A 17,210-nucleotide genomic window follows, 5' to 3' on the forward strand; every position below is an offset into this window, starting at 1 on the left:
CTCGCCATCTGGATCAGTCGACAACGGCGAACGTGGGGTTGCGCTGGCGGCCAGGGGCCACTGACGACAGCACGCCAGGCGCCGCTGTTCCGCCAGGCCCAGACAGTGGAGACAATCGCCCCGTCTTGGACCAACGCCCTAACTCGAACGAGCAGTGTGGATGAGTCATGGTCGCAAAACCCTTGCAGGGCAACCTCCCTGATGAAATGTCGAGTTTCGTCGGCCGCACCCAGGAGGTCGACTCGGCGAGGCGGCTGTTGTCGGGAACTCGGCTGCTGACCCTGACCGGTCCCGGTGGGGTGGGCAAGACGCGGCTGGCGCGGCGCATCGCCGCCAAGGTGCGCAGCGCGTTCCGGGATGGCGTCTGGCTGGTCGAACTGGCCGCGCTGGAGGATCCGGACCTGCTGGTGCAGGCCGTGGCCACGCCACTGGGAATCCGGGACTGGTCGTCCCGGCCGACCCGGGACGTGCTGCTGGACTATCTGGCGGACAAGCAAATCCTGCTGGTGCTGGACAACTGTGAGCACCTGATCGGTGCCTGCGCGAACTTCGTGCAGACCTTGCTGCGCGTAGCCCCTGAAGTGCGAGTACTGGCCACCAGCCGCCAGTCGCTGCGGGTCGAGGGCGAACGGCTTCTGTTCGTGCCGCCGCTGTCGCTACCGGACTCCGACCGCATGCCGCAGCCGGACGAACTCGACCAGTACGAGGCGATCAGCCTGCTGATCCAACGAGCCGCGGCCGTGGGCCGCGGCTTCACCCTCACTCCCGACACCACCGCGCCTGCGGTCCGGCTCTGCCGGCGACTGGACGGGATCCCGTTGGCCATCGAGCTCGCCGCCGTGCGGTTGCGGACGCTGTCGATCGACCAACTGCTCGCCGGATTGGAACACCATTTCAGCCTGCTCACCGGCGGAAGCCGCACCGCACTGCCCCGCCACCAGACCATGCGGGCGACCGTTGACTGGAGCTTCGACCTCTGCCCGCCCGACGAGCAACGGTTGTGGGCCCGGACATCGGTGTTCGCCGGGGAATTCGACCTCGACGCGGCGGAGAGCGTCTGCTCCGGTGACGGCATCGCCCCCGAGGACGTCATCCAGCTCGTGGGGGACTTGGTGGACAAGTCCATTCTGACCCGGTCCGACCCGCCACACAGTCAGCACGCGCGGTACCACATGCTGGACACGCTTCGTCGGTACGGACAGGAAAAACTCCGAGCCGACGGCGAGGAGCAACGGGTGCGGGAGCGGCACCGCGATTGGTACCAGCGCCTGGCCGAGCAGGCCGCGGTGGAGTGGTTCGGCCCGAACCAGGTGCAGTGGGTCACCCGCCTGCGCGGCGAGCACACCAACCTGCGGGCATCCATCGAGTTCTGCCTCGCCGAACGGAGTGGAGTCCAGGCCGGGTTGCGCATAGCCGGAGCGCTGTGGTGCTACTGGATGCCGTGCGGGGTCCTCGCGGAAGGGCGGCAGTGGATCGACCGCCTGCTCCCACTGGATCCCGAACCGACCAGGGCACGCGGTACCGCGCTGTGGGTCTACAGCTGGGCGGCCTCCCATCAGGGCGAACCGGCCGCGAGCCATACCAGCGCCGAGCAGAGCCGCAGGCTGGCCGAGCAGTTGGGGGACACGCAGATGGCGGCTTACAGCCTGCAGGTGGCCGGGCTGAGCGCGCTGAGCAGCGGCGATCTCGTGGGCACGCGGGTGTTGTGCGCCGAGGCGTGGGACCGCCACTGCGCCAACGGTCATGTCGCCAGCCCCGCGGTCATGGCACTGATGCAACAGGGTTTCGCCGCGTCGCTGCAGGGCGACTTCGACCAGGCTGTCGACTATGCCGAGGAGTGTGTGCACATCACCAGGACACACGGCGAGCACTGGACCCGCTCATGGGGGCTCGTCGTGCTCGGCCTCGCCCTGTGGTGCCGGGGCGACCATCGGCCGGCGATCCAGCCACTGCGGGAAAGCATCGCGATCAAGCGCAGCCTCCATGACCTCTTCGGTCTCGGCATGGCGGTGGAATTCCTCGCCTGGTCGCTGACCTGTACCGGCGGCCACGAAGACGCGGCCCGGCTGTTCGGGACCCTCGAGCGCATCTGGCCGTTGGTCGGCGTCCCGCTGATGGGTATCCAGCCGCTCGCCGAGCACCATCGGGAGAACGAGGCGAAGGCCCGCGCCGCCCTCGGTGGAGAGGCTTTCGACACCGCGTTCGGAAAGGTCGCGGGGATGGATCCGTATCAAGCGCTCGACCAGGTACTGCGCGAAGAAGCCACCCGGCGAGAACCTCCGCCAAAGCGCGACAACCGGCTATGGTCACCATTGACTCGCAGGGAGTGGGACGTGGCCCTGCTGATCGCCGAAGGTTTGTCGAACAAGGACATCGCCGCCAGATTGGTCATCGCGCAGCGCACTGCCGAGGCACACGCGGAACGCATCCTGGCCAAGCTCGGCGTGGCCTCACGCACTCAGGTCGCCACCTGGGTCATCGAGCGACAGGCCACTGGCTGAAGCCAGGCCCACGCCGGACAGGGCGTTCTGCTCGCCACGCATCTGCTGGAGCAGGGTTTCGTTGTCGTAATAGATGCGCTCAGCGAGGAGTTTGCCCGACTCGTCTCCCTCTCCGAAGACATAGAACGCGGCCACTTCCACCGAAACCGGCCGGCCCTGGGGCACGACTCCGCAGTACTCGCCACGGTGCGTTCCCGTGATCGTCACCTCACGCACGGATGCTCCGGGGGTGTCGTATTCGCCGGTGACGACGACCCGAAAGTCCGGGATGGCCGCTTCGATGATCTCGTAGAAGTCCTGGACGCCCCGGATTCCGGGGTAACGGATGCTGAAGGGGACGACGTCGTAGTACGCCCGTTCGTCCTTCAGAAAGGTGTCATATACGCGCACCCAGTCATGCTCGTTCTCGCCTTTGATGTGCTCGTCGATCGTCCGGCGTTGCATGGCGATCCGTTCCTGGTCGGACATGGTCATGATCGCGCTCCTGGTTCACCAATCGTTTCAGTTTTCATCGCCGGTCTTTGCAGGCGACTGACACCCGCTGCGTGCCGGATTGTCTTGGACATCGACGGGCACTTGCGGCCTGGGTACCGCTGAGCGCTCAAGCAGCACCGTCGCTGGAGGGCTCGTAGGCCACAGGAAGACGAGCGGACCCGTTACTTTGCGATTGCTGTCCACGTTTCTGACACCTTTGCCTTACGGTCGACCATCGGCAATATCGAGTGGTGGCGTAAACAGGTCAGTGACGACAACTTGCCCAGGCGCGAACGTCGCGAACGTGAGGTGTCCGCCGGCTGCCGGTGGCCACTGACGAGAGCGCGGCTCAGGGGCTTTCTGGCTGGCTGTCCCCTGTCTGGCCATTGATTTGATAGAACGTGAAGACTGATTTCCTCAGGGAGGCAGAATGCGCCCACCATCAGCTTCGCGAATCCTTGCCATGCTTGCCATTTTCGCCGCCGTCGTCCCCGCGGCGGCCTCCGCGGCGGGTACTGCCGAGGTCTCGAACAGCACCGTCGCCAGCGCCACCGTCCGCAACGTCAGCGGCGAAGTGCTCGGCACCGTCAGGTTTTACATGATCCACCGGAAGACCTTCGTCAGCGGCAGACTGATCGGGCTTTCTCCTGGATTCCATGGGTTCCATGTGCACGCTGTGGGCATCTGCGACCCGAACACCACCGACCCCGACGGCGTGGTCGTGCCGTATCTGTCGGCCGGTAAGCACCTCGACCTCGAAGGCGCCGGCCACCCCCAGCACACCGGCGATCTGCCATTGCTCAATGTTTCCGCCGACGGCACAAGCACAAGCATCACCCAGAACGACAAACTCACCGCGGCAGCGCTCTTCGACGCCGACGGCAGCGCGATCATCATTCACGCACTGCCGGACAACTTCGCCAATATCCCCACTCGCTACTCGGTGACCGGCCCGGACGCCGAGACCTTGGCAACCGGAGATTCCGGTGGCCGAGTGGCATGCGGCGTGATCGAAAAGGTGCGCGTGTGAAGCGGTCCGGAAGATCCTCGAGGACTCCGGTCATGACCGTTGGCCGCGACCCGTCAGCTGAAGGCGTTGCCCGTGGCGATTTTGGGGCGGCCGAGGGGACCTCGATCGCCTGCCCGCGCCGCGCGGTAGACCTCGGCGGTCGCGGCGGCTATGCGGGCCCAGTCGAAGTCGGAGGACAGCCGTGCCTTTGCCGCTCGTGCTCGGCGGCGGGCGGCGGCCGGGTCGTCGAGGACGGACCTGACCGAGGCTGTCAGACCGTCTATGTCGCCCGGGGCGAAGGACAGCCCGGTTTCACCGTCGATCACGACCTCGCCGAGGCCGCCTGCGGTTGACGCGACCAGTGGTGCTCCGGCTGCGGCCGCCTCCAGCGCTACGATCCCGAAGGGCTCGTAGCGACTGGGAAGGACCACCACATCCGCGGCCGCGAGGGCGGCGACCAGTTGGCGGTCGGTGAGGTGGCCGACGAAGTCCACGGAGCGCCGCACCCGGGCCCTCCGAGCGTCCTCGACAAGCTCCGGTCCGTGTCGGCCCTTTCCGGCGACCACAAGGCGGGTGCCGGGGTGCGAGCGCCGCACCCGCGGGAGCGCGGCGATCAGGTCCTGGACGCCCTTCTCCCATTCCAGGCGGCCGAAGAACAGCAACATCGGTCCGCCCTCCGGGTTGTGCCGCTGATGCGTGGCACGGACGGTGGCCGCGGGCACACGCCAGGAACGTGGGGCGATGCCATTGTGGATGACGGTGATGCCGTCCAGGTTGAGGTCGAACAAGTGCGCCGTCTCGGCCCGCATCGCCGCCGAGCACGTCACCAGCGCGTCCGCCCGGTTGGCGAGCCACCATTCCACGGAGTGCACCTGCTGGTTCAATGGTTGCGAGAGCCAGCCGCTGTGCCGGCCTGCCTCGGTGGCATGCAGCGTGGCCACCAATGGCTTGCCTGTGTACTCGGCGAGGGTGACGGCGGGGTGAGTGACCAGCCAGTCGTGCGCGTGGATCACATCCGGGCGCCAGCCGTCCAGCAGAGAGAGGCCGGCGCGCACCATGGCGTGCCCCATCGCCAGCGTCCAGGCCACCAGGTCACGCTCGAACACCAGATGCGGAGGGTCCTCCGCCACCCTGATCACCCGGACACCCTCGAGAACCTCGTCGGTCGCAGGATGGGTCGAAGCGTCCGTGCCGGCTTGGTGACGGCATAACACGACCACCTCGTGCCCCTGCCCGGTGAGGTGGGTGGCCAGCGCGTGCACATGCCGGCCCAGCCCGCCGACCACCACCGGTGGGTACTCCCAGGACAACATCAACACGCGCATGAGACGTTGATCCTCGCATCCCCGGCAGCGGAGCTACTCGCCGGTACCCCTAACAAGTGCTTGTGCAACAGTTGACCGGGTCGCGCTCGGCAAGGCCGGCAACGAGGCCGGCCAGGGAGGCCCATGTATGACGCTGACCGATATGCGCCATGACATGTCCCCTGAAATCTCCGCGACGTGCGTATGTTGAATTTCTGGTGCGGCGCGGTTTCAGGAGATGACCGAATCCATCACCTGGAAGGTGTGGATATGGTGGAGCAGGAGGTTCCGGCCTCGTATTCGTCTCTCGAAGAGAGGGAAGAGAGGCAGGAGGAGCTGGCTGGGCCGCAGGTCGTGTGTCCGGGGAAGGTCCAGCCCTCGCCGAGTCTGGCCAAGTTCCATACGTCGGAGGTGCTGTTCGGCCCGGGTGCGCTGGCCGAGTTGGGTCATTGCGCGCTGCGCCTGGGTGCGCGCCAGCCGTTCCTGGTGACCGATCCGGGGCTGATCGAGGCGGGATGGGTGGACGAAGCCATCGGCTATCTCCGCTTGGCCGGGATCCAGCCGGTGATCTGGGAGGACATCACGCCCAACCCCAAGGATCACGAGGTTGAGGCGGCATACGAGTGTTACGCGGAGGCCGGCAGTGATGTGATCATCGCGGTCGGGGGCGGGTCGTGCATCGACGCGGCCAAGGGGGTGGCCATCTTGTCCGGCAATGGCGGCCGGATTCTTGACTACGGGGGGATCGATCAGGTGCCCAACCCGATCCCGCCCATGGTGATGGCGCCGTCCACTGGGGGTACCGGTGCCGACGTGACGCAGGTGTGTGTGATCACCGATACCGCCAACCTGGTGAAGGTCGCGATCCTCAGCCGCACCCTCGTACCCGAGATCTCGGTGACCGACCCGCGGCTGCTCATCACCATGCCGGACGAATTGGCCGCGGCCACCGGCCTGGACGCGCTCACCCATGCCATCGAGTCGTTCGTTTCGCGGGCGCACAACGAGTTGACGGACCTCCACGCCCTGCACGCGGTGCGGTTGGTCGCTGGCGGAGCCCTGCTGCGCTCGATCGAGCAGCCGAAGCGGGCCGGGCCCCGGCTGGCCATGGCACAGGCCTCGCTGGAGGCCGGGATGGCCTTCAGCAACACCATCCTGGGCGCCACTCACGCGATGAGTCACCAGGTCGGCGGGCTGCTCGACGCCCCGCACGGGGTGCTCAACGGTGTCCTGCTGCCGCACGTGATCCGGTTCAACGCCGAAGTCGATCCAACGCGGTTCGTGCCGTTGGCCGCGGCGGCCGGGCTGGACACCGAGTCGGTTCCGCCGGACGAGGTGGCGTTGGAGTTCGCGGAGTGGACTCGGCAGCTGGCCGACTCGGTCGGCATGCCCAGAGGACTAGCCGCGCTGGGTGTGACCAAGCAGCACGTGTCAACGCTGGCGCGCACCACGCTCAAGGACGCCAACATGACGACGAATCCCCGGGACGCCACCGCCGACGATATCGAAGCGTTGTTCTACGCGGCGCTGTGAGTCGTCCAGTGTCACCACGCGACTATGACGAGGCCGGTGACCCGGTTGATCTGGGGGCGCTGACCGGGCTGCGCACGGGGAAACGCTCGTTCTACCCGGCCTACGTCCGGTCGAACGAACGGCTGGAACGAGCGGTCGAGGCATTGGACGGGATTTCCCGCGCGCTCGTGCGTGGCGCTGAGGGCCCGCGGGCACTGGTCGAGGCGGTCGTACGTGCGGCCGCGGAACACCTGCAGGCGAGATGGCTGCTGCTCGCCATCGCCGACGGCACGCTGCGGGCAGCCCGCCCGCGGTTCCTGTTGCTGACCGACGACCGGCTGATCGACGACGTCGCACACCTGTCGATCGAGATGCGCGAGCAGTTGGACATGGCGCGCATGCGGCCGTGGGAGATCGCGACGCAGCCTCAGGTGCCGGGCCTGGTGCGTGCGCCGATGACTCTCGACGGCGAGCCGGTCGGCGCAATCGTGGCCCGGCCGTGCCCGGCTCTTGAGGTGGCCACCACCGACCTGGCTGTTATGCGGGTGCTCGCCAACCAAGCCGCAGTCGCGCTGTACAACTCGTACCTGTTTCACGCCACGACCCAGTTGCGCGGCCGCACCGAGCAACTGTCCGAGGCGGCCGCGAAACAGGCCCGTGACCTCGCGGCCCGCAATGCCCAGCTGGCAGAGACCCAGCAGCGTCTGTTCGCCGCGATGCAGCGGCAGGCACTCGACGACGAGCGCCGCCGGATCGCCCGGGAACTGCACGACAGCGTCACCCAGTCCGTCCTGTCCGCCGGCATGACGATAGAAGTGTGCCGCGCCGAGTTGGCCACGATGGGACCCCAGACCGCCGAAATCGCGGACAAGTTGGCCCCGGCCAAGGACCTCACCCGATGTGCGGTGGAACGGCTGCGCGCGGCGATCTACGCGCTGCACCATTCATCGGACGAACCGCCGGCCCCATTGCCGGTCATGCTGGAACGTCTGTCCACTGTGCACCTGCCCAGCGACCTCACCGTGGACGTGCAGGTACGCGGCACGCCCATGCCATTGCCGCCTGAGGCCGAGCACTCCATCGTGCGGATCACCGGTGAGGCCCTTTTCAACGCCGCGTCGCACGCACACGCCTCCCGGGCCGTCGTCCGGTTGGTGTATGCGCCTGACGGGATCATGCTCACGATCTCCGACGACGGGACCGGCGACCCGGCGCAGCTGAGGCGGAGAATGCGGCTGTCGCAGGTGGCCAACCCGGATGGGCGGCATCGGGGTCTGGCGAACATGCTTGCCAGAGCGGACGAACTCGGGGGCACCATGACGATCCTGCGTGCGCGTGCCGGCGGGGTCATGCTGCGCGTGGCGATTCCGCTCCCGGTGGCCGTAACGGGGGGTGGGACAGATGGTCATCCGTGACGCACCGCCAGGCAAGGTGCGGATCGTGCTGGTGGACGATCACGAGATCGTCCGGCAGGGTCTTCGCTCGATTCTCGATCGGGAACAGGACCTGCGGGTCGTGGGTGAGGCGTGCACGGCAGGGGAGGCACTGGCCGTTGTGCTGCGTGAGTGTCCGACCGTCGTGCTGCTCGACCTGAAGCTGTCCACCGGGGCGGACACCGAGGGGCTGGACCTGTGCGAACAGCTCACCAGCCGTCATCCGGAGGTCGGTGTACTGGTGCTGACCACCTTCCTGGATGACGCGCTCGTCGTGGAAGCGGTCCAGCGTGGTGCGCGGGGGTACGTGGTCAAGGATGTGGACACCACCGAGCTGGTCCGGTCGATCCGGGCGGTGGCTCGCGATGAGAGCACGTTCGACTCCCGCACGGCGGCGGCGATAGTCCGCTCGATGCGTGCCGGGAGTGAGCAACCCGTGCTCACCGGACGGGAATTGAAGGTGGTGGGGCTGCTCGCCCGTGGACTGTCCAATAAGGACATCGGCGCGCGGCTGTACATCTCGGAGACCACGGTGAAGTTCCACGTTCGCAACATCATGCGCAAGCTGGACGTGAACACTCGTGCCGAGGTGGTCTACGAGGCCAGCAAGCTCGGTGTGCTTTAGTACCACGTTTTCAGTCGGCATGGATGACCAGCCAGCCGCAGTGGTACGCCTCGGCGTCGAAGCGTTTTCCAGTGCGCAAGCCCATCTCTGTCAGCTTGTCGTGAGAGAAGCTACGGACCTGTCCGCAGGCCGCGGTGGGCTCTTCATCGAAGCCGACCGCGACGACCACCCGGCGACGAGCCAGGCGGACAGCCTCACGCAGTACGTCGTGGGCTTCCTTGTCATCCAGGTGCTCGAGCAAGTGGATCACCGTCACCGTATCCACCGCGTCGTCAGGCAGCGGGACAGAGGCGGCGTCGCACACCAATGTCCGTAGCGGGGTCTCGCGCCGGGCGGCCGCTGCCGCCAGCAGCCGCATGGCGCCGGAGGAGATGTCCGCGGCGGTCACTGTGTTACGTGCGCGCTCGGCCAGCAGCAAGGGCAGGAATCCCCAGCATGAGCCGAGATCGAGTACCTCACCGGCCGGCACGAGCTGCAACGCCCGCCGCCACACCACGGCGTGCTCGGCGATCCAGGAATGCCGTGGATCCCGCTCAGACACCCGCCAGTGGTCGTGAATACGCGTCAACGTGTTGTCGTAGAACGTGATCCAGGACTGTAGCGGGTCGTTCCCGATCGAGCGGGCGACGCCGATGTACACCCGCTCGAACACCGAGGCGCCAGTCAGCCAGCCTGGGGCGAACAGCTCTTCGGCGAGCAACCCGCCGAGGTCGGCGTCGAGCTGCTCCGGCTTGAGCCAATGGCTCACCTCCAGCCGGCGGTCGCACCGGCGCAGACAGAAATGCTCAGTGCGCACGATCGGCGGGACCCGCCGTGGCCCTGTCGCCGGGTCCTCCCGGACCACCTCGACCAGGTCATCCTGATACGGGCCGGGGGCCAACGGGTCGATGTCAATGGTGTGCATTGGTAGCCCTGCTTTCCCGGCGATGGTCGTTGTCCGGTCTGCGCCCGCGGCCGCCTGATGCGCCGCGCTCATCCCCGTCCAGATCGGAACATCACGAAGGTAATCCGCGCCGCTGCGTCAACCAATCCATCGTCGGCCGATCCCGGTCGCGTGGCGAGGAAGTCCGTACGACTGGCCAGGCGCTACCTGTCCGATCGAATAGGGGGCACAGCGGCCGGAAGCACGGCGAAAACGGCCTGCCGCGAGACGTACGCTCCATCCAGGCGCAGTTCAGGAGGATCACATGACTCCAGACGGCGTTGGCCGACAACGTCCACGCCGCTCTCTTGTTTCGGCAACCGGCGGTCATTCCGTCACGCCCGAGGCGAGGCGCCGCGAGGCGGTCCGGCTTCCCAATGAGATGACAAGTTTCGTAGGGCGTCGGCAGGCGGTGGACGCGGTGAAGCACGCGCTGTCTGCGGCGCAGTTGGTGACGCTGACTGGTATGGGTGGGGTCGGCAAGTCACGGTTGGCGCTGCGCGTGGCGAAGGACATGCAGCGGGCGTTCCCTGACGGCGTGTGGCTGGTCGAGCTGGCGACGGTCCAGGATCCATCGCTCGTGGCACACGCGGTGGCGGCTGCCGTGGGCCTGTGTGACCGGTCAGGACGCGATCTCCAGACCGCGCTGGCGGACTACCTGGCAGACCGGCAGGCGTTGTTGCTGCTCGACAACTGTGAGCATGTGCTGGCCGGTTGCTGCCGGCTGGCAGACAAGTTGTTGTCCACTGCGTCTGGCTTGCGGATCCTGGCGACCAGTCAGGAGCCGTTGCGTAGCACCGCCGAACACGTTTGGCCGGTGCCTCCGTTGCCGGTTTCCGCCGTGGACGGGCCAGATGCGGACACCTCGCCGCGCCAGAGCGAGGCGTTGATGTTGTTCGAGGAGCGCGCGGCTGCCTTGATACCGGGATTCACACTCAATGACGACACCAGGGTGGCGGCGGCGCGGTTGTGCCGACGGCTGGACGGTGTCCCGCTGGCTATCGAGCTCGCCGCGATGCGCTTGCGGGCGTTGTCGGTCGAGCAGATCCTGGACCGGTTGGACGACGGGTTCCGGCTGCTCACCACGGGTTACCGCGGTGCCTCACCGAGGCATCGGACGCTTCAGGCCACAATGGACTGGAGTTTCGAGCTGTGCTCGACGGTCGAACGTGCCCTGTGGGCAAGGTGCGCGGTGTTTGCTGGGGAGTTCGATCTCCAGGCGGCGAAGAGTGTGTGTTCAGGGGAGGGACTGACTGAGTCCGACGTGTTCGAGGGCGTGGCCGGGTTGGTGGACAAGTCCGTGCTGTTCCGGGAGGAAGGCTGTGGTCTTGCCCGGTATCGGATACTGGAGACCGTCCGTGAGTACGGCAGGCAGCGGCTGGCTGAAACAGGCGGACAGGCCCAGCTCCGCCGCCGGCATCGGGACTACTACCTCGGTGTCGCCGAGGAGTGCGATGCGGACTCCTGCGGCCCGCGGCAGGACGAACTGGTGCGTCGGTTCCATGCTGAGGATGTCAACTTCGCCGCGGCGCTGGACTACTGTCTCACCGAGCCTGGCGAGGTCAGGACCGGCCTGCGGATGGCCGCCGCGCTGTGGTTCTACTGGATCGTGTGCGGCCGTCTCGACAAGGGACGGCACTGGCTGAACCAGGCGCTCGACCTCGAGACCGCGCCAAGCCCCGAGCGGGTCACGGCACTGTGGGTCGCGGGATGGATCGCCCATCTGCAGGGCGATTCGGCCGCCAGCCTGACGCTGCACAGTCAAAGCCGTGATCTGGCGTGGCGCATGAAAGACAGGAACATGCTGACCCGCGCGGCATTTCTCGGTGATGAGCAGTTGTGGGCCGACAGTCTCCTGCGTGCGCTGACTGGTCTGGATCAGGTGCGCCGGCGACGCCATGCGCAGGGCTATGGGGCCGCTCTTGCCTTGCTCACATGTGCCCTGGGCGCCCCGGTCGCGGGACTGCCCGGAGAGATCGACGATGCCATGGAGGTTTACGGCGAGTGCCGTGCTCTGTGCGAGCAGATGGGTGAGCGCTGGGCTTTGTCATGGATAGCGTGGAACATCGGCGTCACCTGGTGGGCGATCGGCGATCCAGCGAAGGCGTACGAGCATGCACGTGACGCCTTGCGGAGCAAGAGCGAGCTGAATGATCAGGTGGGTACTCCGTGTTGTGTCGAGCTGCTGTCGTGGGTGGCGGCCTGTCTGGGTGACCCGCGCCGGTCAGTCGTGCTGTTCGGCGCGGCGGAGAAGATGTGGGAGCCGATCGGCAGGCCGCTGCTCGGATCCGAGACCCTGCTCAAGTGGAGCGGGGAAAGCCAGGCGCGAAGCCGTGAGGCTCTCGGCGATCGAGCGTACGACGACGCCCGTCAGGAGGGCGCGCGGCTGAGCCGGGACGAGGTCATCGCCTACGCGTTGGGCGAGCGGACTTCGTCATCCGGCGCCCCTTGCGAGCAGCCGGCGGCCAAGAACGAGCCGCAGCTGACCAAGCGGGAACGCCAGGTCGCCGAGTTGGTCGCCCGCGGGCTGTCGAACAAGGACATCGCGGCCGAGTTGGTGATCTCACAACGCACCGCGGAGGGGCATGTGGACCGGATTCTCGCCAAGCTCGGCTTCCGGTCGCGTACCCGGGTCGCCGCTTGGATCGCTCACCAGCAAGAGAACTGAGGATCAGGGGATGAGGCCGCGGGCGTCGAGCCGGCCGAAGGGATGGTCCTCGGCGTGCAGCTCCTCGGCCCTGGTCAGGGCGCGATCGTGGTGTCCGAGCCGGAGCAGCCCGGCCAGTTCGCTGAACCGCTCGGCGTGCACCTTGGCCCGGCGCCGCGCGTAGTCGGCGGCGGAATCCTTGGTGACCATGAACGCCCAGTCGCTCGACAACGCAAGCAACGCCTCCCGGACGAGCTGATCGGCGGCGGGATTCCGGGCCGCCCGGCCAAATGTGTCCACTATGGATAGAAGGTCTCTTTGCAGGTCGGCGCCGGCCGCGACCAGATCGGCGACCTGCTCGCCGTCCCAGACCCGCCAGTCCTTCCCGGAACCCCAGGATGACGCGGGCAGATCCACTTTCGGGCCGAGATGTCCAGCTTCGAGGGCGCCCCGCAAAGTCGTCACCCGGACGCCCGCCTCGGGAAGCCTGCGCAGCACGGATTCCAGCCAGGCCGGGCCTTCATGCCACCAGTGTCCGAAGAGCTCGGTGTCGTAGGCTGCCACCACAAGGGAATTCTCTGGCAGCTTGTGCAGCCGGTCGACCACTGTGGCTACGAAGTCGTCGGCGTGTTGTTGTACTGCGACGGCTGCGCGTGCCGGATCGTACGGATGCTTGTCCCAGGGCTCGATGTGCTTGCCGGTCACCCTTGACGGCTTGAGTCCCGACGGATGGTCGTAGGTGTGGAAATCCCGGTAGTCGGCGTGGCCGGGGTACCCGGCTTTGGGGGACCAGACGCGATATGTGACTTCGAGGTCCCGGCCGAAACACACCACGTCCGAGTCTCCGACCGTGCGTGCTGCCGCTGTGTTTCCGCGCAACGACGGGCCGTCCACGAGGAACCGCTGCACGCCCGCTTTCGCATAGCCCCATTCCATGCCAGGCGCGTAGCCACATTCGGGCGCCCAGATTCCTTCCGGTTTTTGCCCGACGCGCAATCGCGTGTCCTCAAGCCCGAATCGCAGGACGTAGTCACGAATGCCGGGCTCCAGCAACGGCTGGAACGGGTGTGTTGCCGGGCCGCCGAGCAGCTCGATCACATTGGCGTCGACGAGCGTCCTGAGCACCGGCGAAAACCCGTGCCGCCATTGGGTTTCGAACGCTGTCAGCGCCTTTTCCGAGGCTTGGTGCTCAGCCGCGGCCAGGTCCCGCAGCAGTGGATCGTCTCGTTGCCAGCGCACGCCGGCATATCGCGCACGCAACTGCCAATTGCCCAGCCAATCATGGAAACCGCGCAGGCAGTACGGGTCATCGAGCTGTGCCGCGAGCACTGGCGTGACACCGAGCGTCAGGACGTCCTCACGACCCTCGTCGGCAAACCGTTGCAGCAGGTCCACGACCGGCAGGTACGAGTGCGCCCAGGCTTGGTAGAGCCATTCCTCACCGACCGGCCACGAGCCGTGATGCGCAAGCCAGGGCAGATGGCTGTGCAGGACGATACAGAACGTGCCAATGGGTGCGCTCAAGGCTTGGTCGCCACCCCGACCAGATCGAGGCTGGCGTCCACATCGGACTCACTGATCTCGAAGTCCGCCGCGGTGACCGCCGTGACCTCGGCGAGCAGATCTGCGGGCCACGTGCCGCCGCGGACCGCGACCTCGACCTGTGCCTGAATGACCGACCCGCCGAACCGCTCGTCGGCTTCCCTCAGCCGCGGTCCGTGGTTCAGCCCTGCCATCAGCTCGACCTGAAAACCGGCCTCGACCAGCAGTTCAGTCAGCTCAGCGGCGGACAGTTCGCGGGTGTGGAACGGGTTGAGCGGCGTGTCCCGGCCGGGCGAGAACGTGATCCGGTTCGGCGTCGTGATCAGCAGCCGCCCACCCGGCTTGAGCACTCGGGCACACTCGGTCAGGAACCGCTCCTGCTCCCACAGGTGCTCGATGACCTGCAGATTCGCCACGATGTCGATGCACTCCTCGCCGACCGGCAGCGTCACGAGATTGCCTCGCAGCATGCTGACCCGGGGATACTTCTTGGCGACGTGCTTCGTGGTGAGCTCGTCGTAGTCCAGGCCGATCACGGCCTTCGCCCGCTCCGCGAGCACGTCGGCGCCGTAGCCCTCGCCGCAGCCCGCTTCCAGTACCACCGCGTCCTGGCAGTACGGGAGCAGCTTCAGATACGCCGCCTCGTGGCGCCGGAACCAGTAGTTCTCCTCAGCGATGCCGGGCACAGTGCGCTCACCGGTCAGCGGCAGCGGAGCAGAATCAGCCATCACCCAGGCAGGCTAACCGGGTGTTCCGCACGGCCGGCCGAGTGGGTAGCTCTGGCGCTGCTTTCGGTGTTCGCCAGTAGCTTTGACCTGATCGCGGCAGAAGCGGTCTACGCCGGAGAGGACATCGCGCCCGCCGGCATCATCGACACCGTCACCGGGCTGGTGGACAAGTATGCCGCCATGCAAGCCAGAGCGACCTGGCTAGCGGCGAGTACTCCCGGTCCCGGGGATGTTCCAGCTGGAGGGGGCCAGTTCGCGCAGGTCGGCGGGTTCGGGGGCGAAGTACCGGCCGAGGGCGGTGTCCGCGCCGATCTCACGCCACCAGTCGGCCTGTTCGGCGGTTTCGATGCCGTCCACGGTCACGCTCGCCCCGGCCAGTTTGGCGACCTCGACCAAGTCGGTCAGCGTCCGGGCGATCAGCGTTGACTTGCTCGAACGCTGCCGCTCCACCAGCCGGGGCGCGATCCGGGCGGAGCCGGTTGGCAGGTCCTCGATGCACTCGATGTCCCCCGCCGCGCTGCCGAAGCCGTGGACAGCTGTGCCGATGCCGTTCTCCGCCAGCATCCGGAAGTTGTCGACGGATTCGCCGCGGTCGGCGAGCAGCACAGAGACCGGCACGCCGATCTGCAGCAGTCCGGGCCGCAGGCCGATCTGCTCCAGGTAGAGCAGGACCACGCCGACGAGGTCGGGGTCGCACGCCTGGTTCGCGGTCAGGTCGATGACGATCGGCAGGTCCGCCCCGGACGCGGTGTTCCACGAGTGGATCTGCTTGCAGGCATCCTCGAGCAGGGTGTCGCGCAACGGCAGGATCAGGCCGGTCTGCTCGGCCAGTTCGAGGCAGTCGGCGTGCGAGATGACTTCGCCGTCGTGCTCCCAGTGCAGCAGGCCTTCGAAGCCCGCGACCGACGAATCGGCCAGCCGCACCAGCGGACGGCACACCACGGTGATCTCGCCCATCTCCAGCGCGCCGGGCATCTGGGCGGAGAGACTGAACCGGGACCGGTCGAGTGCGTCCGCCGAGGCGTCGAACAGGCCCCACTGGCGTCTGCCGTTGGCTTTGGCGCGGCGCAGGGTCATGTCCGCGGTTCGCAGCAGTTCGGTGATGTCCGAGTCGGCCGGTGGCCGGTGCACGATGCCGATGCTGACCGACGCGGCCACCCCGCGGCCTTCGAAGTAGATCGGCTCGGCCAGTTCCTCGTTGATGGAGGCGACCATGCTCACCACGTCCGGCGTTGTGTCCGAGTTCTCCACGATGATGGCGAACTCGTCGCCGTCGAACCGGGCGACCATCGCGTTCTCGCCTGCCAGCACGGCTTTCAGCCGCTGCGCCGCGTTCATCAGCACGCGGTCGCCGACCTGGCGGCCCAGCCCGTCGGTGATCATCGAGAAGGCGTCGAGGTCCAGGTGGTAGAGGGTCGCGCCGGTCTCCGGATTCGCTTGCCGCAGCACGCTTTCCAGACGGGTGCTGAAGTACTGCCGGTTCGGTAGCCCGGTCAGCACGTCGTGTAGCGACTGGTGGCTGAGCTGGCCCTGCAGCAGCGACATCTCGGTGACGTCCTGGACTGTCACCAGGAAGTGTGTCGGCGTGGAACCGTTGTCCCGCAACACTGTCACCGAGAGTGACGCGCGCACGGCCTCGCCGTCGGACCTGAGCAGCCGGCGCTGCTGGTGCAGCCGTTCGGCCCAGCCGTCGGCCAGGTCCTTGCAGGCCGCCTTGAGGAACGGCACTTCGTCCGGGTCGACCACGTCGAACAGGGTGAGCCCGGCATAGTCCTGCCGGTCGAGCATGTCGTCGAGGGAGGTGTTGGTACGCACGAAACCCCCGGCCAGATCGACTATCGCGATACCGGTCGGCGACGAGGTGAACACCGCGTCGAACCTGGCCTCGGTGGCCCGCATCTGGCGCTGCGCGTCCGACCCGGCCCTGACAAGCGCTTCTTTGATGTCCTCCTGTTGCGTGAAGACGAACTGCCGGGTCGATTCCAGGTAATCGGAGGCGAGCACACCGAGCAATTGCACCGCGCGCTCGTCCTGTTTGCCGTCGATCCGGTAGAGCTCGGGCTCGGTCAGCAGCGCTTTGCCAAGCACGTCAATGGTTCGGCGCAAGCTCGTCGGCCCGGTGCAACGCATGTCGACCAACCGGGCGCCGACGCCGATGATCTCCTCGGGATTGAATGGGTCACGCAGTGCCGCGTTGAACACGACGTCGACCATCTCGTGCATCGCCTGGTCGATCTCCTGCTGGGAGAGCGGCAGGTACGTGCTCGAGCTGATCAGGTACGCCCACTTGCGCGCCACCTTCACCCGTGCCCTGGCGTGGTCGGCCGGTGTACGGGCGGGTCCGGCGGGTACTCGTGAGCTGTCGTGGAGCGGTGAGGTCATGTCCCTCTACCCAGATGTTTTGCCGGGATGCCCGGGATACGTGGGAATAGCGCGTACCCCGTGGCGAAGAGCGTACCGATTGTTGTCCTTGATCGGCCACGCGTATCCGCTGTTCCCTCGATCGGGTGAAT

At 66.9% G+C, this 17,210-nt stretch carries 12 protein-coding genes; 6 read left to right on the forward strand and 6 right to left on the reverse strand.

What is annotated here, in order from left to right:
• Positions 1-167 precede the first annotated feature (167 nt).
• Positions 168-2,501 carry an ATP-binding protein gene (locus JOF56_RS19470; protein WP_209640089.1) on the forward strand — a complete coding sequence of 778 codons (2,334 nt, stop codon included), beginning with the start codon at positions 168-170 and terminating at the stop codon, positions 2,499-2,501.
• Here the strand turns inward: JOF56_RS19470 and JOF56_RS19475 are convergent.
• On the reverse strand, positions 2,451-2,975 hold the full coding sequence (locus JOF56_RS19475) for an ester cyclase (protein ID WP_209640091.1): 525 nt from the start codon (positions 2,973-2,975) through the stop codon (positions 2,451-2,453). The two genes, JOF56_RS19470 and JOF56_RS19475, sit on opposite strands and share 51 nt — an antisense overlap.
• 430 nt (positions 2,976-3,405) lie before the next feature.
• On the opposite strand from JOF56_RS19475, the gene JOF56_RS19480 reads away from it, so the two are divergent.
• Positions 3,406-4,005: a superoxide dismutase family protein gene (locus JOF56_RS19480; RefSeq protein ID WP_209640094.1), complete on the forward strand. Its 600-nt coding sequence runs from the start codon at positions 3,406-3,408 to the stop codon at positions 4,003-4,005.
• Between the two features lie 53 nt (positions 4,006-4,058).
• Here JOF56_RS19480 and JOF56_RS19485 read toward each other — a convergent pair whose 3' ends face one another.
• The gene (locus JOF56_RS19485; RefSeq protein WP_209640097.1) at positions 4,059-5,309 is read right to left on the reverse strand and encodes a glycosyltransferase family 4 protein; all 1,251 of its coding nucleotides are present in this window, start codon (positions 5,307-5,309) and stop codon (positions 4,059-4,061) included.
• 249 nt (positions 5,310-5,558) lie between these two features.
• On the opposite strand from JOF56_RS19485, the gene JOF56_RS19490 reads away from it, so the two are divergent.
• From JOF56_RS19490 to JOF56_RS19500, 3 genes are read left to right on the forward strand one after another with little or no spacing between them, the layout of a single operon-like run.
• Positions 5,559-6,821 (forward strand): iron-containing alcohol dehydrogenase, encoded by a 1,263-nt coding sequence (locus JOF56_RS19490; RefSeq protein WP_209640100.1) that lies wholly within the window; start codon positions 5,559-5,561, stop codon positions 6,819-6,821.
• An 8-nt stretch (positions 6,822-6,829) separates the two neighbouring features.
• Entirely contained in the window at positions 6,830-8,215 is a 1,386-nt protein-coding gene (locus JOF56_RS19495; RefSeq protein WP_307855159.1) for a MadS family sensor histidine kinase, read from the forward strand.
• A complete protein-coding gene (locus JOF56_RS19500; protein ID WP_209640103.1) occupies positions 8,202-8,858 on the forward strand; it encodes a MadR family response regulator transcription factor in 657 nt (218 codons plus the stop codon). The genes JOF56_RS19495 and JOF56_RS19500 overlap by 14 nt, the downstream gene beginning before the upstream one ends.
• A gap of 10 nt (positions 8,859-8,868) precedes the next feature.
• Here JOF56_RS19500 and mftM read toward each other — a convergent pair whose 3' ends face one another.
• On the reverse strand, positions 8,869-9,762 hold the full coding sequence (gene mftM / locus JOF56_RS19505) for a mycofactocin oligosaccharide methyltransferase MftM (protein ID WP_209640106.1): 894 nt from the start codon (positions 9,760-9,762) through the stop codon (positions 8,869-8,871).
• Positions 9,763-10,162: 400 nt separating this feature from the next.
• Here mftM and JOF56_RS19510 point away from each other — a divergent pair, with 400 nt between their 5' ends.
• Positions 10,163-12,448 (forward strand): ATP-binding protein, encoded by a 2,286-nt coding sequence (locus JOF56_RS19510; RefSeq protein WP_209640109.1) that lies wholly within the window; start codon positions 10,163-10,165, stop codon positions 12,446-12,448.
• A gap of 3 nt (positions 12,449-12,451) precedes the next feature.
• Here JOF56_RS19510 and JOF56_RS19515 read toward each other — a convergent pair whose 3' ends face one another.
• The 3 genes from JOF56_RS19515 to JOF56_RS19525 form a co-directional block, all read right to left on the reverse strand.
• Positions 12,452-13,951, reverse strand: a complete 1,500-nt coding sequence (locus tag JOF56_RS19515; RefSeq protein WP_209640112.1) for a 1,4-alpha-glucan branching protein domain-containing protein — start codon at positions 13,949-13,951, stop codon at positions 12,452-12,454.
• Entirely contained in the window at positions 13,948-14,697 is a 750-nt protein-coding gene (locus tag JOF56_RS19520) for a class I SAM-dependent methyltransferase (RefSeq protein ID WP_209640115.1), read from the reverse strand. The genes JOF56_RS19515 and JOF56_RS19520 overlap by 4 nt, the downstream gene beginning before the upstream one ends.
• A gap of 201 nt (positions 14,698-14,898) precedes the next feature.
• Positions 14,899-17,079 carry a putative bifunctional diguanylate cyclase/phosphodiesterase gene (locus JOF56_RS19525; protein ID WP_209640116.1) on the reverse strand — a complete coding sequence of 727 codons (2,181 nt, stop codon included), beginning with the start codon at positions 17,077-17,079 and terminating at the stop codon, positions 14,899-14,901.
• Positions 17,080-17,210: the final 131 nt, after the last annotated feature.

It is taken from the genome of Kibdelosporangium banguiense, from assembly GCF_017876405.1.
Classification (GTDB): domain Bacteria; phylum Actinomycetota; class Actinomycetes; order Mycobacteriales; family Pseudonocardiaceae; genus Kibdelosporangium; species Kibdelosporangium banguiense.